This window comes from Adlercreutzia caecimuris B7 (genome assembly GCF_000403355.2).
Classification (GTDB): domain Bacteria; phylum Actinomycetota; class Coriobacteriia; order Coriobacteriales; family Eggerthellaceae; genus Adlercreutzia; species Adlercreutzia caecimuris.
On record NZ_KE159646.1, the window covers coordinates 1,911,561 to 1,932,760 of the forward strand.

18 protein-coding genes, 1 tRNA gene and 1 CRISPR repeat array are annotated in these 21,200 nt (G+C 59.7%); of the genes, 9 read left to right on the forward strand and 10 right to left on the reverse strand.

Annotation, left to right across the window (positions count from 1 at the left end; translation table 11 throughout):
* Window positions 1-299: direct repeats of the CRISPR family, unit length 33 nt; unit sequence ATTTCAATCCACGCTCCCCTTGCGGGGAGCGAC.
* Window positions 300-507: 208 nt separating this feature from the next.
* From cas2 to C811_RS11790, 7 genes are all read right to left on the reverse strand, one after another.
* Window positions 508-795: a CRISPR-associated endonuclease Cas2 gene (gene cas2 / locus C811_RS11760; RefSeq protein WP_016309853.1), complete on the reverse strand. Its 288-nt coding sequence runs from the start codon at window positions 793-795 to the stop codon at window positions 508-510.
* A 5-nt stretch (window positions 796-800) separates the two neighbouring features.
* The gene (gene cas1c, locus C811_RS11765) at window positions 801-1,832 is read right to left on the reverse strand and encodes a type I-C CRISPR-associated endonuclease Cas1c (protein ID WP_016309854.1); all 1,032 of its coding nucleotides are present in this window, start codon (window positions 1,830-1,832) and stop codon (window positions 801-803) included.
* A complete protein-coding gene (gene cas4 / locus C811_RS17285; RefSeq protein WP_016309855.1) occupies window positions 1,829-2,491 on the reverse strand; it encodes a CRISPR-associated protein Cas4 in 663 nt (220 codons plus the stop codon). The genes cas1c and cas4 overlap by 4 nt, the downstream gene beginning before the upstream one ends.
* Before the next feature lie 4 nt (window positions 2,492-2,495).
* Entirely contained in the window at window positions 2,496-3,392 is an 897-nt protein-coding gene (cas7c, locus tag C811_RS11775) for a type I-C CRISPR-associated protein Cas7/Csd2 (RefSeq protein ID WP_016309856.1), read from the reverse strand.
* Between the two features lies 1 nt (window position 3,393).
* Entirely contained in the window at window positions 3,394-5,217 is a 1,824-nt protein-coding gene (gene cas8c / locus C811_RS11780; protein WP_016309857.1) for a type I-C CRISPR-associated protein Cas8c/Csd1, read from the reverse strand.
* Entirely contained in the window at window positions 5,217-5,882 is a 666-nt protein-coding gene (gene cas5c / locus C811_RS11785; RefSeq protein WP_016309858.1) for a type I-C CRISPR-associated protein Cas5c, read from the reverse strand. Before cas5c ends, cas8c begins: the two co-directional genes overlap by 1 nt.
* A gap of 114 nt (window positions 5,883-5,996) precedes the next feature.
* Complete coding sequence (locus C811_RS11790; protein WP_016309859.1) at window positions 5,997-8,261, reverse strand: CRISPR-associated endonuclease Cas3''; 2,265 nt, start codon at window positions 8,259-8,261, stop codon at window positions 5,997-5,999.
* A gap of 253 nt (window positions 8,262-8,514) precedes the next feature.
* On the opposite strand from C811_RS11790, the gene C811_RS11795 reads away from it, so the two are divergent.
* The 3 genes from C811_RS11795 (at window position 8,515) to C811_RS11805 (ending at window position 10,653) form a co-directional block, all read left to right on the forward strand.
* Window positions 8,515-9,792 (forward strand): IS256 family transposase, encoded by a 1,278-nt coding sequence (locus C811_RS11795; RefSeq protein WP_016308427.1) that lies wholly within the window; start codon window positions 8,515-8,517, stop codon window positions 9,790-9,792.
* Window positions 9,793-9,979: 187 nt separating this feature from the next.
* Window positions 9,980-10,168: a type II toxin-antitoxin system HicA family toxin gene (locus tag C811_RS11800; protein ID WP_016309860.1), complete on the forward strand. Its 189-nt coding sequence runs from the start codon at window positions 9,980-9,982 to the stop codon at window positions 10,166-10,168.
* A 26-nt stretch (window positions 10,169-10,194) separates the two neighbouring features.
* Window positions 10,195-10,653, forward strand: a complete 459-nt coding sequence (locus tag C811_RS11805) for a type II toxin-antitoxin system HicB family antitoxin (protein WP_016309861.1) — start codon at window positions 10,195-10,197, stop codon at window positions 10,651-10,653.
* A gap of 134 nt (window positions 10,654-10,787) precedes the next feature.
* Here the strand turns inward: C811_RS11805 and C811_RS11810 are convergent, their stop codons facing one another.
* Window positions 10,788-12,215 (reverse strand): citrate/2-methylcitrate synthase, encoded by a 1,428-nt coding sequence (locus C811_RS11810; protein ID WP_016309862.1) that lies wholly within the window; start codon window positions 12,213-12,215, stop codon window positions 10,788-10,790.
* Between the two features lie 198 nt (window positions 12,216-12,413).
* Between C811_RS11810 and C811_RS11815 the strand changes: the two genes are divergently transcribed.
* The 4 genes from C811_RS11815 to C811_RS11830 all read left to right on the forward strand — a co-directional run bounded on the left by C811_RS11815 (window position 12,414) and on the right by C811_RS11830 (window position 16,297).
* A tRNA-Arg gene (locus C811_RS11815) sits at window positions 12,414-12,490 on the forward strand.
* A gap of 224 nt (window positions 12,491-12,714) precedes the next feature.
* Window positions 12,715-14,082, forward strand: a complete 1,368-nt coding sequence (locus C811_RS11820) for a magnesium transporter (protein ID WP_016309863.1) — start codon at window positions 12,715-12,717, stop codon at window positions 14,080-14,082.
* Window positions 14,083-14,169: 87 nt separating this feature from the next.
* Complete coding sequence (locus C811_RS11825) at window positions 14,170-15,471, forward strand: NRAMP family divalent metal transporter (RefSeq protein WP_031325275.1); 1,302 nt, start codon at window positions 14,170-14,172, stop codon at window positions 15,469-15,471.
* Between the two features lie 340 nt (window positions 15,472-15,811).
* Window positions 15,812-16,297, forward strand: a complete 486-nt coding sequence (locus C811_RS11830; protein WP_016309865.1) for an Rrf2 family transcriptional regulator — start codon at window positions 15,812-15,814, stop codon at window positions 16,295-16,297.
* Between the two features lie 206 nt (window positions 16,298-16,503).
* Here C811_RS11830 and C811_RS11835 read toward each other — a convergent pair whose 3' ends face one another.
* The gene (locus tag C811_RS11835; RefSeq protein WP_016309866.1) at window positions 16,504-18,153 is read right to left on the reverse strand and encodes a Na+/H+ antiporter NhaC family protein; all 1,650 of its coding nucleotides are present in this window, start codon (window positions 18,151-18,153) and stop codon (window positions 16,504-16,506) included.
* Between the two features lie 159 nt (window positions 18,154-18,312).
* Window positions 18,313-18,678 carry a hydrogenase maturation nickel metallochaperone HypA/HybF gene (locus C811_RS11840; RefSeq protein WP_016309867.1) on the reverse strand — a complete coding sequence of 122 codons (366 nt, stop codon included), beginning with the start codon at window positions 18,676-18,678 and terminating at the stop codon, window positions 18,313-18,315.
* Between the two features lie 202 nt (window positions 18,679-18,880).
* On the opposite strand from C811_RS11840, the gene C811_RS15925 reads away from it, so the two are divergent.
* Both C811_RS15925 and C811_RS11850 read left to right on the forward strand, forming a co-directional pair.
* Entirely contained in the window at window positions 18,881-19,444 is a 564-nt protein-coding gene (locus C811_RS15925; RefSeq protein WP_016309868.1) for a TetR/AcrR family transcriptional regulator, read from the forward strand.
* A 182-nt stretch (window positions 19,445-19,626) separates the two neighbouring features.
* Entirely contained in the window at window positions 19,627-21,108 is a 1,482-nt protein-coding gene (locus C811_RS11850) for a 4Fe-4S binding protein (protein ID WP_016309869.1), read from the forward strand.
* The last annotated feature ends 92 nt before the right edge of the window (window positions 21,109-21,200 follow it).

Below are 21,200 nucleotides of genomic sequence, written 5' to 3' on the forward strand. Positions count from 1 at the left end.
ATTTCAATCCACGCTCCCCTTGCGGGGAGCGACGTGCGACGTACTGGACATCTTGGATGAAGTAATAATTTCAATCCACGCTCCCCTTGCGGGGAGCGACCAGACCTGAACTTGATAGTACTTCCCCATATTGATTTCAATCCACGCTCCCCTTGCGGGGAGCGACGAGAGACGCACTTACACTTGGTGACATTAGTTACATTTCAATCCACGCTCCCCTTGCGGGGAGCGACGGCGGATTGCGTTGGTCTCGCGGAAGGCATAGGATTTCAATCCACGCTCCCCTTGCGGGGAGCGACCGCTACATATTGCATTGTTAAGGTGCTTGATGTCAAGATATGCCGAACTGCATCCCGTATTGGGGGCATACCAACCTCTTGAAAACGTATATCACGCCTCAAAGCGGTGCGAACCTCACGCAGTTATTCTGAACGCCCCATGTTCGCACCGTCCGCCCGATCTCGTCAGATAAGTCAGCGCCCACCAGGCCGTTACGCTCGGAACGGGTCATAACGAGAGAAAGCCCTCTGCCTCATAAGTTTCATGACTGCCGTAATGCTCGATCTTCCCAGCGTAATTGTTGCCCAAGTCATAGAAGCGCAGGCTGTCATCCTCCCCCATCATGGCAATCAGATCTGCTTTTATCTTGACCATTGTGGCAGCATCTGCCACACATTCAAACACAGAGTTCTGGACACGCTGCCCATAGTTGACGCAATGCCTGGCGACTTTCCTCAATCGCCTTCGACCCTCAGCGGTCTCTGTATTCACGTCGTAGGTAATAACCGTCAGCATTTTGATCACTTCCATAAAAAGGCCGGGTAATCGTCCAAATCTCCCCGCACATACTGCGCAAGGAGCAATGCCTGCACATGCGGAACCAGGCCCCTGTCAATCTTCTCTTTCAAGTACGGATGAGTTATTTGCTCGCGTTTCCTCTCTTGCCATGCCTCAAAAAGTCTCTTTCTGCCCGCGTCGGCAAGACGCACCTCTCCTGTTTCCAGTTCGACGAAATCCTTGCGAGAGACCACCCGGTTGTTGATAGAGGTCACCACGAACCGATCAACCAGCACGGGACGCAGCTCTTCCATGAGATCCAGCGCCAGCGACTCTCGTCCCGGGCGATCGACATGCATGATCCCACAGTACGGATCTAGGCCAACCCCCTCTAACGCAGAAGCGCAATCTGTCACAAGGACGCTATAGAAGAGCGAGAGCATAGCGTTCACCCGGTCAGTGGGCGGCCTCCGATTACGGCCGACAAACCGAAACGACTCCTTGTCACGCAGGATCATCTCATCAAATACAGAGAAATAGATCGACGCCGCATCGCCCTCAATCCCCCTGAGCGAGGCAGCATCCCCACACTCCCCTATCGCAGCAAGAGCCCTCACTAAACGCTCCGAAGCCCTGCGCACCGCATCAGCCTCGATTCTCAAACCATGGTCACGCACCACTCGCTCGAGCACCCACCGCGAGTTGTACACCTTTCCGGTCAGAAAACGCTTCGCAACACCGAGCGACCACGCCTCTTCATCGGCCAAACGATACTGCTGACGCCTCAGGTGTATGTTTCCCTGGCATTTCCCATACGATCGTGCCAGAAAACGCCCCTGCGGGCTGAAAAATGCCAATGACACCCCACGCTCGGAGCACACGCCCATAAACTGCGGGCTCGCTCCGGGATACGTGAAGCAAAAGATCGACTCAAGCGTATGGAGAGGAATCCGGCCTATCTCGTCGCCCGACACCCTCGCCACAACATTCTCTCCATCAAGTGTAAGGTAGGCATTTTCGGTAAAGATATAGAGCGTATTGCGAAGACGTCTCATAGCACTTCCCCGATTCGTCGCTGGTAGTAGCCGCTCACACTTTCCCGCTTTGCCGTAGCAGGCAGGCACACGTCCTTGATCGAGCACGATCGGCACGAGGGACGCGACCTTGCCCTGGGAATATGCTTCCGGGAGAAGAGCCGATGCATCTCTCGAGCGCATCGCCGCGTCTCCTCGCGCAACGCGCTATCGAGAATAACCCGTTCACGCGATCTCGTCTCATGGTAGTAAAGACACGCTTCACCTATCTCGCAGCACAACATTTCCTCAAGCGCCATTGCCTGCGCACACAGCTGCAACCGATCGGCATCGATCGACTTTCTGTGCCCACGCTTATACTCTATAGGGAAAACACTCCATAGCCCCTCCTCGCCGGCCAGGGTCACACCACTTTCCGTTTGAGTGAACTCGACAACGTCACATTGCCCGACAAGTCCTAGGCGGCGGGAGCAGACATTTACAGAGCGCAGCTCGATGGTATCGCCGCGCCGCTCCCGAAGGGAGGCATCGTGGGCACGCTTATGCACGATACCTCCCTGGACAGTCAGGGCATTCTCGGCCCACTCCTGAGCCACGTGAATGAGGGCCCACTGCCTCGGACAGAACGAATAGTGCTGGATGCCGGAAAGGGGCAGCAGCTCGTCATCGTCATAGGTCATGAGACTAGGGGAGCTTTTTCTCTACCGTGATGCCAGCGGGAATGGACCCCTCGTCCACCGCCGCTCGCTCATAATCGGCAAAAGAGCGTGGCGTTTCCACTCCCTCCTTCTTTTTTATGGTCACCGCATCGAAGAGCTGGTAGGAAGGCGCGTTGCCAAACTCGCTATCGTGCCGAAAGACGATCAGCTCACGCACCGCCATCTTTCCACGCGCTGCAGAGCGATCAAGGTCGAACATATTGATAATAGCCTCCCAGAGCAGCTGCAGATCCTCTTCGGAGAAGCCTGTCGTTTTCCGGGCAAGGTTGGCAGATACGAATCCCTCGCAACGGTAAAGCCCATAGGGCACGATATGCTTACGACCCATCTCGGTGTTCTTCTTCTCAGCATCGGCGTCCGTCGTAATGGCGACGCGCGTAATGGTCACCTCCTGGGGAATGATCGGCTCGACGCTGCGCGCGAATGTCAGCTGCACAGGACCGCGCACCTGGCCGCAATTGAGGTTGTCCTTGACAAAGGTGGTCATAACCGCACCGAATGTTCGAATGTCGTAGTAGTTCTCGCACATGAAATCGCGCACTTTGACATCGAGCTCGGGATCGTCCTTTCTCAGCTTCTTGATCTCCTTGCCGTCGATGCCAAGATGCTCATAGGCTTTGCGATCGCTCGCATTGAGAGGGACGCTGTCCTTGATGTAGATGTCGAATCCCGGCTCGCCTTCCTTGACAGCCTCAACGTAATTTCGGATCTTGCGCTTCAGGCAGACATCCGTCACCAGACCGTACCCCTCCTCGGGGTCGACACGCGGCATATTTCCCGCATCGGGATCTCCGTTGGGATTGCCGTTCTCTACATCGAAGTAAACGACGAAATCGTAACGGTTCTTAATGGGCTCGCTCATGCTATTCCTCCTCGCCGGAATGATTGCTCTCGTTGTTTGCCGCAAAGCCGCTCTGCCGCTGGCACCAATACCCGATAATGAAATCGCCCTGCTCCTCGATGGTCAAACGAGCGGGAAAAGAGGGTGTTTGCGCGCGTATCGCCTCCGTCAGCTCTCCGATGGTCCGGGCATGCCGTGAGCCCTTCGCCGTCCGCGACAGCTTATCGAGATGCTTCATATTCAGCTTCATAATTTCCGGGAACGCCACCGCCGGCGTTGCGCAGGCAGCGTTGAAATACCGATTGACAATGGTGGCGTTCAGTTTTCGCCTATCTAAGTATGCCGCATCGGCTTGCGTCTGCTCCAACTCACTGAACAATCTGCCTAGCAGATAGGGAACACTCGCGTTTTCCTCATTCAAATCCACCGTGAGAACCTCCTCGCTTACTCCGTAGTTCTTGATGAGAACAGCTTTCATGATTGCCGCCCGACCGTAACTGACCTTTCTTATTTTCTTCTCATCATTATCCTGGGTCGCTCGGACGCGCAGAAGAGCATTTTGATAAAGTGCCGCAGGATAAGGGGCATCTGTCAAAATGGAACGCAGCAACGCGCCCGCCAGAATACTGGCAGCATCGCCTCTCTTTGCGTTGGAGTTCTGCGTTTCCATGACCAGGCGATAGGGGGAGAGGTAATTGCTCTGCTGCGGTCCATGCGCGATAGCAAGCCGCTTGTAATGCTCGGCTATGTTCGCCATGAAGGCCCCGAGCGAGTCCTGGAGGAAAAACCTGACGGAGACTCGAGCTGCATTCGGATCAAGGCCCAAAACAAAGAACGGAACATCCAGCGATACGCCGTCGGAGGTCCTCCCCTTGGCAATCGAGGCCATAGTGGCATCGAGCGACGCATCCGCATCGCGAGCCTGCTGCTCTGGATTCTTCTTCGGGCTATCCCCCGCTCCGGGCAATCGCAGAGTGAACCCGGGGTCTATGCCCTCCCGAAATACCGACGCCGCCTCACGGTCGTTTTCGACGGACCAGAATACCACCGTCGTGTCCCCAATGCGCACACGGTGCATCGGATCAGAAAGCAAATAGTTCAGCGCCGTCGTGTAGGCAAAGGCCGCATATTCGCTCACCGGAGCATTAAACCCCTGCGCTTCCTCACACCCATACGATTCAAAGGCAGCCGCGTTGAAACTCACTAACGAGGCTCCGCTTGACTGTGCGCCCAGGACACCCTTGATCTTAGGATGGAGTCGGGCAACAGGCGCCCTTTCCCCCGTCACCAGGCAGCGCATTTCCGCCGCAGCACCCGTATTTGATCTCTGAGCAGCACGGTTTACCGCTGCGACAACTTCGTCGTCTTCCAGAACTTCCTTGCCTTTGAAGTAGAAGGCAATGTTGCGACCACTCAGCACGACCTCTTTGTTGGAAGCTATCACCGGATGATCGGGTGCCTGGGAGGGCTCCCAGCGAGAAAAGAACGCCAGAACCGCTCGCGCCGCCGGAGAGTCGACGCCCTTGAGCAGCGCGGTGTTCTTCTCCTTCGCGTCGTTGAAGCACTTCACCGCCCTATCGGGCTTGCCCTTTGCGTCCACCCCAAACAAATAGGACGAGGTATCGCAGAGAAGATTGGCCGACACGCCCGAGGAACGTTCGACGCGCTGCGGCACCTGTCGCTTCCATCCCGCCTTATCCTCAGCAGGAATAATGCCGACAAGGTTTCCCGCCCCATCTACCTCGGCGAGAGCGCCCACGGGCACCGAGGACCAACCGGGACGTGCAACTCCTTCGACCTCGTTATCGAGAAGATACTCATAATAGTCGACGAGAGACCTCAGCATCAGCGCAGCACCTCGCTCCCAGCGACATCGATGACACCATTCTCCATAATGCACCGATAGTACATGGGAGAAATGGATCCTGGATTGCTGTAATCCATGTCATAGAGGACAATGCCGAAGTCACGTCGTCCATCGTCGGAGTAGAACCCTCGCGGGGGCTCTACGGCATCCCATTCCCTAAAGTGACAGCTGCATTCGCGCGTCCCCAAATATGGTTGCGAATAACATGCCCCTTTTCTGAGCCTGCGCATGAGAATGTCCTTGAATTTACCCGGGTTGTCCCCCGGCTGCGCCTTGTCGGTCATATCGAAATGGGCCTCGATGACGTAGCGCACATCCCTCAGCATCATGGATGCCCGTTGTTGGATATCCTCGGACGTATAGATAGCGGGAAGATCGCCGCCGTTCGACATAACGGCGCGGAACGACGACGCCAGCGCCTTCGATTTCACCTCGTTGCGTCGAACATTGGTAAACCGAATCGGATTGAGCACGTGGATGCGATCGACCTGGTACTTCATACCGGGATGCCAATAGAGACTCTCCAGGATACCCCGAGCCGCCGACGGGGAAATGACATCGTAGGACACACGCTCGACCGATAGTTCGGGGCGCGTGAACAGCGCGTAGTCACCCCACACCTCAACCTTCACTCCATAGGACATACCTGCACCTCCTTTCCTCATCTCACGTAAACCCTGCAAAACTAGCGCGAAGCGGGATCCTCGCTCCGCAGGAACTTCATGGGCCGGCACGAACCAAGATGTTCCCTCTATATCTCACCACATCAGCCCCTCTCCATGGCGATCGGTCAAGTCGAGACCGCATGCCGAGGAGTACCGATCCGCGTTAACAAGCAGAAAAGCATCTTCGGCGACTTGCTCGACACTTCCGGCAAGCGATGGGAGATTCGCCCGATAAACGTTGACGGAATACTGCCGCAACCGCCTCATGGCGTTTCGGCCTGCAACCCCCTCACGCAGCAGCTCGATTTCCTCCTCGATGGCCTCACTTGGCACAATCACACTGCAATCGGCGCTCTCGATAAGCTTGAATTCTTCTGCTACGCTTTTGAAGGGGTATGACCCCCAGCCACCACGATCATTGGCCAGCTTCTTGTAGGCGCCGCCCTTGTCCATCCCATCGCGTCTGATATCATACAGACGCGCAAAGTATTCCCTCATGATTTCAGGCGATCCTAAGTCGATCTCGATGAGTCCACCGCCTCCGTCCGCATACCCAACGCTTCTCAGCACCGACCGTCCGACAGCCGCCCGTTGAGAAACCTCACGAGGCCTTCGGTACGAATCGTCAGGCTCAAATATATGCACCAGGCTCTCGGATGAAGATCGGCCGTCGTTCCTGTTGCACCTTCCTGCAGCCTGAACAATGCTGTCGAGCCCGCTCATTGCTCGATACACCACGGGAAAGTCAAGATCGACCCCCGCCTCCACCAAGCTAGTGGAAATCACCCGACAGGGCAGCCCTTCTTTAAGCCGCTGCCTAATTTCCGAAATCACGGTCCGACGATGCTCGGGGTGCATAAGGGTGCTCAGATGATAGGTACCGTCATCATCGAGCGATTCAAAGACGACTCGCGTCTGCTTACGATTATCGAGAATGCAGAGGACCTGCTTTTCGTTGCGAAGTCGCTCAGCCAATCGCGCGTCATCAAGTTCGCCTTCCAGGCAATAGGTCACGCGTCTCAGCTTCTCGAATGAATCCAGTCCCGCCTGGCTTATTTCGACTGGCCGCGGCAGATCTTCGATGATCCCATCGAGAGCCGGCTGAGTGGCCGTACAGAACACTACGGTGCACCCATAATGCGCAACCAACTCCTCGAGGGCAGCCAAACATGGTTTGAGGTATTCCACTGGCAGCATCTGCGCTTCGTCAAGCACAATGACACTCTTCGCAAGGTTATGCAGCTTCCGACACTTCGAAGTCCTGTTGGAATGAAGGGACTCGAAAAGCTGGACATTGGTAGTGACCACCACTGGAGCGTCCCAATTCTCAGCAGCAAGCCGCAGCGCATCTCCCAAACCAGTTGGTCGCTCCCTGTTATGGGCAACAACATGCTCTTGCCCTTCAGGTTTCTCATCCACAGAATCGAAGTCGAACCCCGAATGATGCTCAAGCACCTGCTCACGTCCGATCATCCCACGAATGACATCGGCATTCTGCTCAATAATGGACGTGTAGGGAACCGCGTATATCACCTTGGCCCCGAGATGGCCGCTAAGCGCAGCTTGATTCAAAGCAAAACGCAATGAGCCGAGTGTCTTGCCACCCCCGGTGGGAACAGTCAGCGCATAAAACCCCGGCTGACCAGTCGCCGCTGCTCGACAATCATCGAGAATGCGGCAGCGCAGTTCATTGAGCGGCGTACGCGGAGGGTAGAACATCGACAGCCTATCCTCCAACGTATCGCGCAACTCAGCAGCCGACGCCGAGGGAAGGCTTTTCCTTTCATGCCCTTGCATGAATTCTTCCGTTGCCAGGAAGTCGGCGTCAACCAGGCACGAGAACATCATGCGCACCCAAAAGCCTGCACCGTAGCCGCCGCTTTTCTGCGCGCCGACAAGAGGCGTGGGCGTTCCTGGGGAGCCACGCAGTCCAAGCCGCTTAAAGGACGCGCGATTGAGCCAAGTCGCGCCCGACGAGTTCTCGGCCCTGAAACGCTCGAGTCGCTTTGTCAGCGTCGAGTCCTGCGTTTCCCTCTGAATATTTTCACCCGTGGGACATCCATCGGGCAGGCCCGCATGATGCCCGGCAATCGCATAGGCTAAAAGAGCGCCAAGATCGCCACTGTCAGCCATGATGCTCGCGCCCGCCGTCGAGTGATCAACCCTCGGCCCGTTCTCTTTAATGCGACGCTGAAACGCATCAGTGTACTTACCGATGTCGTGGAGAACTCCCATGTTGTAGGCCCACCCTTCTGAGCCGAAGCGAGCGGCAAAATCGGCAGCCCGCTCCGCAACGGCACAAAGGTGATCCTCTACGGCCTCCTCCCGACCATCCTCTGCAATGTGAGCAAGAAACATCTTGGTCCTCACAATTCTCGACAACAAGATTGTCGTCATTATGGCATGAATTTCACTGCTGGATGTCCCGACTCCAGTACACAGAAGGTCATTTCCGGCATTTTATAAAAAATGTTTGCCGAAGTATGTTGAATATGATCGTGTGCCCAATGTTGGTGTAACGGTCGTTTCTCCTGATGCATGAGGAACGGCCATCGCCTAGAATCTTCAATTGACTAGATTGACGGATTCAGCAGAAAGGCGACAGCCGCATATGGACAGTTTAGAGCACGGCACGGCCGCCATGGCCGAGATTCCCAGATTCGACGACGGCATGGTCAACATCCAGGAGCTGATTCGGATAATGGCCGAGTCGCTCGTCAACGAGATCATGGACGCGCAGGCCGAGGACGCCTGCGCCGACGGCAACCAGAGAAACGGCTACCGCGAGCGCACGCTCGTCACCAGTGTGGGTGCCATAAACCTTCGCATCCCCAAGCTGCGCCGCGGCAGCTACTTCCCGGAGGACCTGCTCGTGCGCTACTCGAGGGTCGACCGGGCGGTGATCGCGGCGGTGTCCGAGATGGTGACCAACGGCGTGTCCACGAGGAAGGTGGAGCGGGTGGCCGCGTCCCTGGGGATAGACCGCATGAGCGCATCCCAGGTATCCCGCATCTGCGAGTCGCTGGACGAAATCGTGGCCGACCTGCAGGGCCGCGACCTGTCCGACGTGGCCTTTCCCTATGTTTGGGTGGACGCCACCTACGTCAAGTGCCGGGACGGCGGACATGTGTCGTCGTGCGCGCTCGTCACGGCCATCGGCGCGGGATCCGACGGCTACCGCCGGCTGCTCGGCCTCGACGCCATCGACACCGAGTCGCACGCGGGCTGGCTCGCCTTCCTGCGCTCTTTGCGCGAGCGCGGGGTCGGGGGCGTCCTCTGCGTCACGTCCGACGCCCACGAGGGCCTGCGCCGCGCCATCGAGGAGGTGTTCCCGGGAGCCGCGTGGCAGCGCTGCGTCGTGCACCTCATGCGCAACGCCGCCTCCTGCGCGCCCACGCGGCAGAAGAGGGCCGCGGTGCTGGCCATCCTGCACGCCGTCTTCGACGAGCGGGACCCGGCGCTGGTGCGCGAGCTGTACCACCTGGCCTGCGGGGAGATGGCCGGTATCTGCCCCAGGGCGGCAGATCTACTGGAGGACGCCGAGGCCGACGCCCTGGCCTACCTCGACTTCCCGTACGCCCATCATCGCAGGCTGCGCACCAACAACGTGCAGGAGCGCGCCAACCGCGAGATCAAGCGCCGCAGCCGAGTGGTGCAGGTCTTCCCGTCCAGGAGGTCGCTGATACGGATGCTGGGCGCCGTGTTCTCCGAGATGGACGAGGACTGGGCGTCCAGGAGATGGTTCACGGAGGAGTCGATAGCGCTGGCGACATCGTCATCGAATACGCCGCTGCCGGCGCCGTCCTACGACGGCACTGCCGAGGAGCACGCCAAGCGCATCATAGAAGTAGTGGTTGCCGACAACCCGATCGGAAGGAGGGCGGCATAGGCGATGGGTTAGAATAGGGGCCAGGTTCTAGGCAATTACACCAACGTTCGGCACACTACCTTGAATATCTATATCGATTCATATCTAATTCAATCAATCTCATCATAAAGCGGGAATTGCAAAGCAGCATCATTCTATTGACTTAAAAATATCAATATTTTATATTATTATCGGACAGGGGGACGGCATGCCAAAGGAGCAGGAGGTCAGAGAGGTTCTGAAGCGACTGAGGAAAGAGGGCTGGATTGAGGCAAGCGGCAAAGGCAGCCATAAGGTTTTTCGTAAAGACGGCATCATGATCGTTGTTCCCACCTCCAAAAGGGAGCTACCTCTCGGAACATACCGAAACATAGCAAAGACCGCAGGGTGGATTTAAACCCCCTCCGACAGAATCGAGCAGACATGGGCAAGTACATCTTCCAGGCCTTTCTCACCCCCGAGGACGAGGGAGGCTATTCCGTCGAGTTCCCCGATCTTCCGGGGTGCTTCTCGTGCGGCGACACATTCCACGACGCTGTGGCGATGGGCGCTGATGCCGCCAAAACCTATGTAGCATCGCTTCTCGGCCGCGGAGAAACAGTTCCCGAGCCCCAGCACCACTCGCACCCCTCCGGCACCGATAGCGTCATGGTGTTCTTCGAAGCCGATCCCACCTACATCGTGGAAGGCGCTGTGATAAGTGCCGCCGAAGCTTCACGGCGCCTCGGCGTATCGCCGGGCAGAATTACCCATATGCTCGATGCCGGCGTGCTGGACGGCTATCGCGAAGGCCGACGCACCTGGGTCAGCGTTGCGAGCATAGAGAAACGCCTATCCGAAACTCCGAAAGTCGGACGCCCGAGAAAGGCTCAGATGGCCTGACGTTCAACCTTAACCCGCCCCGAAAACCAGAGCTTCTCACGAGATTGGAAGACGCCCGCCTGAAACGTTTGTCGCTTCGGGCGGGCGTTTCGTTTGCGAAATGAAACGGGCGGAGGGCTTCAGCGCCCCCTCCCCTATCGTTCCTCAATCGGCACGTAGGGCTTGGTGCCGCGGACGGTGTTCTTGTAGGCGGGGCGGATGATGCGCTTGCCGGCGGCGATCTCCTCGAAGCGGTGGGCGGCCCAGCCGGCCATGCGGGCGCAGGCGAACAGGGGCGTGAACAGGTCCTCGGGAATGCCCATCATGGAGTAGATGAAACCGGAGTACATATCCACATTCGCGCATAGGGCCTTGCTCGATCCCTTCTCGCGGGCGAACACCTCGGGCGTGAGGCGCTCGATGGACTTCAGCAGGTTCAGCTCGGCCTCGTACTCGGTGCCGGCGGCCAGTTGCTCGGCGAAGCGCTTCCCGATAATGGCGCGCGGGTCGGAGAGCGTGTAGACCGCATGCCCCATGCCGTACACCAGACCCGTCTTGTCGTAGGCCTGCTTGTTCACGATCTTCGCCAGATAGGCGGCCACCTCGTCGTCGTCTTCCCAGTTCCTCACGTTTTCCTTGATCTCGGCCTGCATGGCGCGCACCTGGTGGTTCGCGCCGCCGTGGCGATGGCCCTTGAGCGACCCGAACGCCGCCGCGTAGGTGGAATAGGGATCGGTGTCGGATGAAGACAGCACGCGCGTGGTGAAGGTGGAGTTGTTGCCGCCGCCGTGCTCGGCGTGCAGGCTCAGCATAATGTCGAGCATGCGGGCCTCTTCCGGCGTGAAGGCGCGGTCGGGGCGCAGCATGGAGAGGATCGTCTCGGCGGTGGACTGCCCGGGCACAAAGCGGTGCATGATCATGGAGTCGTGGTGGAAGGCCGCGCGCTTGGCGTAGTAGGCGAGCACCATGATGCGCGGCAGGCGGCTGATGAGCGACAGCGCCGTATGAATCTCATGCTCCGGCGAGCGGTTCTCAGCGCACTCGTCGGCCGCGTACAGGCGCAGGATGGAGCGGGACATCATGTTCATGATGTCGGGAGAGGTGTCCACCATAAGGGTGCTGGCAGTGAAGCCGTCGGGCAGCTCGCGCTGGGAATCGATCACCTCCACGAAGCGGGTCAGACGCTCGCGGGTGGGCAGCTCGCCCATGAGCAGCAGGTAGGCCACCTCCTCGTAGGCAAAGCGGCGCTCGGGATTCAAATCGCCCAGCAAATCATAGATATCGTAGCCGCGCAGGCGCAGGCTTCCCTCGGCCGGCATCTTCTCGCCGTCGGACACCACATAACCGTGCACGTTGGACACGTTGGTCATGCCCGCCAGCACGCCGGTCCCATCGGCGTTGCGCAGACCGCGCTTCACGTCGTAGGTCTGATAATGCTCGGGGTCGATGGTGTTCACCTGGTAGAAGTTCTCGTACAGGCGCACGCGACGCGCCTCGTCCTCGCTGATCTCGATGGGCTCGGCGCCGTCGATATCGGCGCAGTTGTCCACGCGGATAACAGCTTCGTCGATTTCCATGGCCATGGGGCTCTCCTCTCCCAGCGGGGCCGGCGATGCGGCCGCAGTGTATCAGTGTATTGTACCGTGCGAGCAAGACGCGCCCGCGCCCAGCCATAACCCCCACCCCGCTCCCACGGCGAACGGTGGCCTTTCAAAAAAGTTTGAAAAAGTCGTTGACAAGCCCCGAAGGAGATGGTTAAATAGTCGTTGCTGTTTTGAAGTGCGCCGTTACCTCAGCTGGATAGAGGGACTGACTACGAATCAGTACGTCGGGGGTTCGAATCCCTCACGGCGCACCACTTTGCATCATGAGCCGCTTTCGAGCGGTTTTTTTGTAGGCCGACCAGAAAGGAACACCGTGAAGGTTCGAAAATCGAAACCTCACAGTATGTAACCTTCCGGCTCCTTCCCCGTGGCGGTAGTCGGAAGAAACGACTACTGTGCGCTGGGCCTCTGCAGCAGACAGCGCGATAAGCGCCCCGTTTGCCCATTCCTCCCAGCGTTCGCCAACGGAGGAACACCTATGCTCTATTTGTCCCAAATGATCGGGGAGCCCGTCGTCGATGCGACCGGCGAGCGCCTCGGCACCATTTCCGACCTGGCCATTTCCACGGGCGAGGTCTTCCCGCGCATCACGAGCCTGGCCTTCCAGGGCCCCGGGCGCGTGCCCTTCATGATCTCGTGGCGCAAATACGTCGACACCTTCGACGAGGACGGCATCACGCTGTCCGTGGATGCCCACGACATCCGTTTCAGCTACCTGCAGCCCGACGAGGTGCTGCTGGCCCGCGACCTGATGGACCGCCAAATCGTGGACACCCAGGGCATGAAGGTCGTGCGCGTGAACGACCTGAAGCTGTCCCAATCGGGCACCCAGCTGCGGCTGCTCGGTGCCGAGGTGGGCGTGCGCGGCATCCTGCGCGGGCTGCACCCCGTGATCGAGCGGGCCGTGGTAAACGTGGCAAAACTGTTCCATAAGAAGGTGGACGAGCAGCTCATCGCCTGGAACTACATGGATCTGCTCGACCGCGACCTGTCGGAAGTGCAGCTGTCGGTGACCCACCGCCGCTTGGACGAGCTGCACCCCGCCGACGTGGCCGACATCTTAGAGCAGCTGGACCCCCAGCAGCGCGCGAGCGTCTTCGAGCATTTGGACGACGCCCGGGCCACCGAGGCCATCTCCGAGATGGAAGACGAGTACCAGGCCGAGTTCATCGACGATTTGCCCGATGCCAAGGCCGCCGAGCTTATCGGCAACATGGACCCGGATGATGCCGCCGACATCGTGCGCGACCTTCCCTACGAGAAGGCCGAGACGCTGCTGCGCCTCATGGGCGTGGAGGACGCTGCAGAGATTCGCCGTCTGCTCGGCTACAAGGACGGCACCGCCGGCGGCATGATGACCACTCAGTTCGTGGCCGTGCCCCGCACCTATACCGTGGGCGACACCATCGAGGTGCTGCGCGCCCTGCCCGACGACCACCCCACGGTGCACTATGTGTACGTCACCGACGAGTACGGCAAGTTGCTCGGCGTGAATTCCCTGCGCACCCTCGTTCTCTTCAACGCCGACCGGCTCATGGGCGACATCATGTACGACGAGATCATCAGCTGCCTGCCCTCCGAAGAGGAGGAGGACGTGGCCGCCGACATCTTCAAGTACGACATTCCCGCCATGCCCGTGGTGGACGAGCACGGCACCCTGCTCGGCATCGTCACCACCGACGACGCCTGGGATGCCATCGAGGACGACGTGGCCAGCGACAAGACGAAGATGAGCGCCCTGTCCATCGCCGGCATTACCGTGGCGGTGCTGCTGGGGCTGTTCCTGTACTCGATCATCCTCCTGCAACTGGCCGGCTCGCTGCACATCGGCGGCCTGCACTACTAGGCAAGGGAGGCGATATCCGTGAATGCAAAGAAGCGTGAGACGACCAGCGCTGCGGCAGCCCCGTCCCTCACCGGCAGCGAGCGCGAGATGGCCCGGGCCGCCTCCGAGCTGGCCGAGACCGGCATTCCCGCCAGCGAGCAGCCGGGCGTCGGCGCCAAGCGCGCGCCCAGCCGTTTGCTGCTCATCCTGGCGGCCATGGGTCCGGGCATCATTACGGCCATGGCCGGCAACGACGCCGGCGGCATCTCCACCTACTCCACGGCCGGCGCCAACTTCGGTTTCGGCACGCTGTGGGTCATCCCCATCATGTGCGTGCTGCTCATCGTGGTGGAGACCACGGCCGGGCGCATGGGAGCGGTCACCGGCAAGGGATTCGCGGCCCTCATCCGCGAGCGCTTCGGCATCCGGCTTGCGGCCTTCGCCATGCTGGCCCTGCTCATAGGCAACGTGGCCACCACCTTCTCGGAATTCGCCGGCATCGCCAGCGGTATGGAGATGTTCGGCGTGTCGAAGTACATCTCGGTGCCCGTGGCGGCCCTGGCCGTGTGGCTGCTGGTGGTGGGCGGCTCCTACAAGCGGGTGCAGAACGTGTTTCTGGCCCTGTCGCTCGTGTTCATCACCTATATCGTAGCGGCGTTTCTGGCCCAGCCGAACTGGGCCGAGGCGGCCCACGACACCGTGGTGCCCACCGTGGTGGGCGATGTGGGATTCATCTCGCTCGTCATCGCCATGATCGGCACCACCATCGCCCCCTGGATGATGTTCTTCACCCAGAGCAATGTGGTGGAGAAAGGCCTCACGACCAAGGATCTGTTCTCCCAGCGGGTGGATGCCGTCTCGGGCACTATCGCCGCTTGCATCGTGGCCTGGTTCATCATCGTGACCACGGGCGCAGTGCTCTTCCCCGCGGGCATCTCCATCGACTCGGCCGCCGACGCCGCCGCGGCCCTGGCCCCCTTTGCCGGCCCCTACGCCGAGGCCCTGTTCGCCGTGGGCCTCATCGCCGCATCGTTTCTGGCAGCCTGCGTGCTGCCGCTGACCACGGCCTTCGTCATCTGCGAGGCCTTCGGCTGGGAAGCCGGCGTGTCGTTCAAGTGGCGCGAGGCCCCCACGTTCAAGTCCATCTTCACCTTCGTGATCGCGTTCTCGGCCATCGTGGTGCTCCTGCCCGATGTGAACCTCTTGGCCATGATGCTGACGGCCCAGTTCGTCAACGGCGTCATTTTGCCCATCCTGCTGGCGTTTATGGCCATCATCTCGGCCGACAAGCGCATCATGGGCGCGTACCGCTCACGCCGCGTGTCGAAGGTGCTGCTGTGGGCCACCGTGGGTGTGGTGGCCATCCTGACCGCGGTGCTCTTGGTCATGCAGGTGATGGGTCTGGCCTAGCGCCTGCCTGACGGAGCGCGGGCGCAGCAAAGCACCCCCTTCTTGGCGCGAACCCCGGCACGGCGCCCCTCCCGCGGCATCGTGCCGGCGCGAACTCCCTCTGCCTGCAAAATCGGCAGCGATTTCAACGTGGCGGCAACGTATGCGAATCGGTGCGCTCATCGTTTGGTACATCCCTTGTATTAGCGGGCCGCCCATCGCATACTGCAAGTGTCGGAAGGCAAAAAAGGACCGCTTTCTGGCACACCTGGGGGCCATGTGCGCCGGCGATTCGCCGAGTGCTCCCGAGCACGCAACGCACGCTGCAAGCCCCGAGGTGTCGACCCGTTAGGAGGCTGCAGTGCAACTCAAAGCATCAACCGATTATGGACTGCGTGCCGTTTTGTATCTGGCCGCGCAGGGCCAAACCTGCTCGTCGAAGGATATCGCCCAGGATATGTCCATCCCCCGCGACTATCTCATTCAGCTCGCGCAGCTGCTGCGCAACGCCGGCATCATCGAGGCGCGCCCGGGCAAGCACGGCGGCTACCGCCTGGCAAAGGAGCCCTCGAAGATCACGCTGCTGCAGGTGGTGAACGCCCTGGACGACGACGCCAAGGACACCACGCGCGCCCGCCGCAAGGATCGCGCCGGCGCTCCCATGGTCCAGGGCATCAAGCGCGCCTACGACCTGGTGCTCGACGGCTACGACGCCTACTTCGACAGCATCACCTTGGAGATGCTGCTCGACTGCTCCCGCGACGAGAAGATGGGCAAGGAATTCCTGGCCGGGCGCCTCATCGCCGAGAGTCAGCGTCTGCTCGCCGAGGCCGCTGCCGCGGCCTAGGACCGCGCCGCTTCCGTAATCACCCGCAGAAAAAGCCCCTGTTCAGGGGCTTTTTCATGATTTGAGTCAGTGTCGGGAACGCAAGCCGCCCCCCCCAGGGCCGCCAACGACCGCCGCCCCCAGCTCAGTCCGAATCACTCCACGAAAAAGGCTCCCCGCAGGGAGCCTTTTCGCGTTCGCGGAAACGGGAAAACCCGCCAGGCAGCCTACTTCTCGGCAGCAGCCCGCTTCGCCTCCATCTTGGTGAGCACGAGCACGGCCACCACGATGAGCACGAGACCCAGACCCAGGGAGATCCACGGCGTCTTGGTGATACCGGCGATGATGTAGCCCACGAAGCAGATGACCATGACCAGGGTGGCGTAGGGAATCTGCGTGGCCACGTGGCGCAGGTGGTTGCACTTGGCACCGGCCGAGGACAGGATGGTGGTATCCGAGATGGGCGAGATGTGATCGCCGTACACCGCGCCGGCCAGAGCCGAGCCCACGGCCACGAGGAACAGCGGGTCGCTTGCATCGAACACGCCGATGATGATGGGCAGGATGAGCGCGATGGTGCCCCAGCTGGTGCCCATGGCGAACCCGATGAACGCCGCCACCAGGAAGATGACCGCGGGCAGAAGATCGAGGCCCACACCCAGGCCGTTCAGGAAGCCGGACACGAACTCGCCGGTGCCCAGCAGGTAGCGGCAGCAGCCGCCGAGGGACCAGGCCAGCACGAGGATCATGATGGCGCCGATCATGGAGCGCACGCCCTCGGACATGGCCTCCACAAATCCGCCGAGGTTCATGAGCTTGCGCGGCAGGAACATGGCAGCCGCCACGCACAGGGCCACCACCGCGCCGATGCACAGGCCCATGACCGGGTTCTCGCCCACAGCCGTGGCGAAGTCGACGCCGCTGAAGAAGCCGCCCATGTACATCATGCCCAGGATGGAGAACACGATGAGCACGAGGATGGGCACGATGAGGTCCCAAATGGTGCCGCGATCGGAGATGTTGAGGCCCTTGTACTCCTCGATGGCGCCGGCGGCCGCATCGTCGATATCGCCCTCCTCGGTCACCACCGTGGGGATATTGGGAGCGCCCTCCAGATCGACCTGGGCCTTATCGGCGATGCGGGCCAGCGACACGGCCTCCAGCTTCGAGCCGGCCGCCGGAATGCGATCGTCAGCCGCGGCCTGAGCAGCCGCCATGGGGCCGAAGTCCTTCTGGATGAACAGCATGAAGAACACGAAGAAGATGGTGAGCAGCGCGTAGAAGTTGTAGGGGATGGAAGCCACGAAGGTGTTGAAGCCGTCCTCGCCCATGTAGCCGCCCACGGCCACGGCCCACGAGGACACCGGCGCGATGATGCAGACCGGGGCCGCCGTGGAGTCGATGATCCAGGCGAGCTTCTCGTGGCTGACCTTGAACTTGTCGGTCACCGGGCGCATGACGGCACCCACGGTGAGGCAGTTGAAGTAGTCGTCCACGAAGATGATGATGCCCAGAAGCGCCGTGAGGATGGAGGCAGCCCGGGCGTTCTTCACGTGGGTGGTCACCCATTCCGCGTAGGCCCGGGAACCGCCGGCCGTGGCGATGACCACGGTGAGCGCCCCCAAAAGCGCAAGGAACAGCAACAGCGCCCCGTTGCCGGCAATTTGCTCGGCCATCATCTGGGGCACCATGGTGAACGAGGCCACCAGCTGCTCGCCACCGGCGCCGTTCAGCGTGAACTGGTAGATCACCATGCCCGTAAAGACGCCCACGGTCAGCGAGGAGTACACCTCCTTGGTGATAAGAGCCAGGACCAGTGCCAGAATCGGCGGCACGATGGACCACAGCCCCGTGGCGATGAGATCGAATCCTTCCATAACTCTCCTTCCGCTGGCGCCCTTCCCCGCTTCCCCCGGACGCTCGATATGACAGATGGACATAAGTATATCCGAGTTGGTAAGGGAAAAGAGCCACGGAATGCGCAAAAAGCGCCGAGCCCGCGGGCTCGGCGCTTTCAGGGGAGAGTAAAACAGGTGTCACCACGTTCGCGGAATAGCCTCTATCTTGTTGATGCAGAGCTCGTTTCCGCTTATGAGCGTGTAGTCGCGGTCTGCCCCGCATCCGAGGCAGGTCTGCGAGAGTCGATCCTTGAAATCGAGGTGAAACTCCTCACCGCACCGATTGCAGCGCACTCGGTAGGGCACCGCGCTGATGACGACCCGCGCATTCTCAGCCACCGAGCCCCGGGCAAGGAATTGGAAGAGGCTCTCGAACAGGTCGATCACGATATCGCGGCCCTCGCCCACCTCGAGATGAACCGCCGTCACCTCAGCGGCCCCGGCGGCCTCGGCCTCCTCGATCACCACTTCCATGATGCTGCGCACCAGTGCCATCTCGTGCATAGGTCCCCTCCTGTTAAACCTTCGGATCTCCCCCCCCCCAAATAAGACACGATAACTGCATTCTACGCACCGAGAATATCAAGCGTAAATAGACGGATTAGGCCAGATTGTCTATCGGCAATATGCCGCATTTTTCCAATACAGCGGTAGATTATTCTATACTTTATTCAGGGGACAGGAAGCTTCGGGGGTGGGAGCTGCCATGGCAGAACACGAGAATATATCTGTTAAGACGCGCTACATGGAGGCTCTCTTTAAGCTGTGCGAACTGAAACCCCTGAACAAGGTTACCGTGAGTGACATCCTGCGAGAGACGGGCACAGCGCGGCAGACGTTCTACAACAACTTCCGCGACATCAACGACTTGATATCCTACGTCTTCATCTACCATTTCGAAAAGAACCTCGATGTCTTTAACACTCGGGAGGGGTCGCTTAAGTCACTCGAATTCGCCCGCGAGCACAGAGCGCTCTTCAGCCAGCTGCCACATCACACTGGGCAGAACTGCTACCGCGATACGCATATGCGAACTTTGAAGCGAGGGTACTACAAGCTTGTCTTCCAAACCGAAGAGCCGCCCGAGGACGATCCACGCAAAGCATTTATCGACGCCTACGTATACGGCTGCACCGACATCTTTCTCGAGTGGTGCGCTAGCAACATGACCTCTCCACCCGACGAGGTTGTCGTTGACGTGTATTACGGAACCAGACCCGACTTTTTACCGCCCTACGTTCCACTCTGCACTATGACGAATGAAATATAGGGCAAACCGGTGAATCTCAACTTTTCGGCGCTCAATTAACCCCGAAGATCCGTGGACGTTGCCTAGACACATATGTGCGCATTGTCTGTTGTACCGAGGATTTTCGGTTGATACTCTAGGCTCGTCAGGCCCCCTACGGGCAGACAGCTCCGAGGGGACAATTGGAGCAGGAGGAGATTTTTATGACCGATCAGAGGGAAACTATGGAGGAAATGGTGACAGCGGGTGGATTTAGCCGTCGCGATTTCCTGAAGGGCGCAACGATGAGCACTCTGGGCGTTCCAGTCGCGCTCATGCTCGCCAGCTGCGCCGAACAAGCGAAGCCCGAAGAGAACCTGGCAAGCTCTGGAGAAGAGACACCTGCCGCTCCCGAGCCAATCGCCCAGGCCACACCTGCGGGAGACCTGGCCGACGCAAACAAGTCCGATCCGTGGTTGCAGAAGCTTCTCGACGAGCCCCAGGACGTAGGCGACGCCATCCTGCCCGATGGCACCGTGGTGCCCGCGGTGTACGTGAAGCTGCGCAACCGAATCAATCGCATGGGCAAGGGCCTCGGCGGCGAGGTGGGCTCCACGTCCTACGAGATGATCATGTTCGCCTGGAGCGAGGAAGACGCCCAGCATGAGATTGAGATGCCGATGCTCGAGACCTTCACGGCTTACGACTACTCGAACGTGTCGGGCCGTTCTGAGGAAGAGTGCGCCGAAATTCTCAAAGACATGGCCAGCCGCTGCCTCATCTACCATATGAACCGCGCTGGATGCGACTATTACCAGCTGCTTCCCCACGTGAATGGCTGGTGGGAGTTCGTGGAACTGCGCGAGTTCTTCGCCCACGGCGGTGCTGAGGGCGGCGGTTATGAGGCCGTCGCCGAGTTCAACGCGAAGGGCGTCAACGGCATTGACGGCATGGCGCAAGAGTTCGACAACACGTTCCCGCTCTTCCGCACCTACCCCATCGGCGAGGACGTTGTCGCCGAGGATAAGCTTGCACCGTACAACGATTGGCGTGCCATCATCCGCCGTCATAAGACCATCACCGTTTCGCCGTGCCAGTGCCGCATTATGTGGCAAGGCCTGGGCGTTCCCTATCCCGAAGAGCATCCGCAGCGCACGTGCCTGTCGCTGGGCGAGATGGCTGAGTACTTTATCGAAAACGGCATTGGGGAGCAGATTACCCAGGAAGAGGCCATCGAGATTTACGAGGACATCATCGATCGCGGTATGGTTGTTGAGTCCATCTGCACGAAGGACGTTGACATCATGTGCAGCTGCCACGGCTCTAGCTGCGGCAATCTGATGGGCTTCAAGGACACTGTGGGCCAGAACAAGCCCGCCGGCAAGAACTTCAACGCCTACAACCTCGACTACGACCCCGACAAGTGCATCGCCTGCGGCTCCTGCGTGACTCGCTGTCCCATGGAGGCCATCACCTTGGAAGACGGCGTATGCAACCACAACGACGTATGCGTCCGTTGCGGCCAGTGCATCCGCGTGTGTCCTGCCGACGCCCGTATCCTGCGCGTGCGCGACGATTGGCCGGAGCTGCCCAACGATTACCTCGAGTGCCACCGCTACCTTGCCAAAGAGCGAATGGCCCGTGGCGCTATCGTCGACTTCACCGGCGGCGAAGTGCAGGACACAGCAGGCGGAGCAGCACACTAAATCCTTTAGGCTCGCTTCTTTTAACAACCGCCCTCCTATAGGGAAGGCCCCACAAGCTGCGGGACCTTCCCTATTCTGCACAGAAATCAACA

Bases quoted from the DNA above. Each gene is read 5' to 3' on its own strand.
- cas2 (WP_016309853.1), bottom strand. From the start codon at position 795: ATGCTGACGGTTATTACCTACGACGTGAATACAGAGACCGCTGAGGGT.
- cas1c (WP_016309854.1), bottom strand. From the start codon at position 1,832: ATGAGACGTCTTCGCAATACGCTCTATATCTTTACCGAAAATGCCTAC.
- cas4 (WP_016309855.1), bottom strand. From the start codon at position 2,491: ATGACCTATGACGATGACGAGCTGCTGCCCCTTTCCGGCATCCAGCAC.
- cas7c (WP_016309856.1), bottom strand. From the start codon at position 3,392: ATGAGCGAGCCCATTAAGAACCGTTACGATTTCGTCGTTTACTTCGAT.
- cas8c (WP_016309857.1), bottom strand. From the start codon at position 5,217: ATGCTGAGGTCTCTCGTCGACTATTATGAGTATCTTCTCGATAACGAG.
- cas5c (WP_016309858.1), bottom strand. From the start codon at position 5,882: ATGTCCTATGGAGTGAAGGTTGAGGTGTGGGGTGACTACGCGCTGTTC.
- C811_RS11790 (WP_016309859.1), bottom strand. From the start codon at position 8,261: ATGTTTCTTGCTCACATTGCAGAGGATGGTCGGGAGGAGGCCGTAGAG.
- C811_RS11795 (WP_016308427.1), top strand. From the start codon at position 8,515: ATGGACAGTTTAGAGCACGGCACGGCCGCCATGGCCGAGATTCCCAGA.
- C811_RS11800 (WP_016309860.1), top strand. From the start codon at position 9,980: ATGCCAAAGGAGCAGGAGGTCAGAGAGGTTCTGAAGCGACTGAGGAAA.
- C811_RS11805 (WP_016309861.1), top strand. From the start codon at position 10,195: ATGGGCAAGTACATCTTCCAGGCCTTTCTCACCCCCGAGGACGAGGGA.
- C811_RS11810 (WP_016309862.1), bottom strand. From the start codon at position 12,215: ATGGCCATGGAAATCGACGAAGCTGTTATCCGCGTGGACAACTGCGCC.
- C811_RS11820 (WP_016309863.1), top strand. From the start codon at position 12,715: ATGCTCTATTTGTCCCAAATGATCGGGGAGCCCGTCGTCGATGCGACC.
- C811_RS11825 (WP_031325275.1), top strand. From the start codon at position 14,170: ATGGCCCGGGCCGCCTCCGAGCTGGCCGAGACCGGCATTCCCGCCAGC.
- C811_RS11835 (WP_016309866.1), bottom strand. From the start codon at position 18,153: ATGGAAGGATTCGATCTCATCGCCACGGGGCTGTGGTCCATCGTGCCG.
- C811_RS11840 (WP_016309867.1), bottom strand. From the start codon at position 18,678: ATGCACGAGATGGCACTGGTGCGCAGCATCATGGAAGTGGTGATCGAG.
- C811_RS15925 (WP_016309868.1), top strand. From the start codon at position 18,881: ATGGCAGAACACGAGAATATATCTGTTAAGACGCGCTACATGGAGGCT.
- C811_RS11850 (WP_016309869.1), top strand. From the start codon at position 19,627: ATGACCGATCAGAGGGAAACTATGGAGGAAATGGTGACAGCGGGTGGA.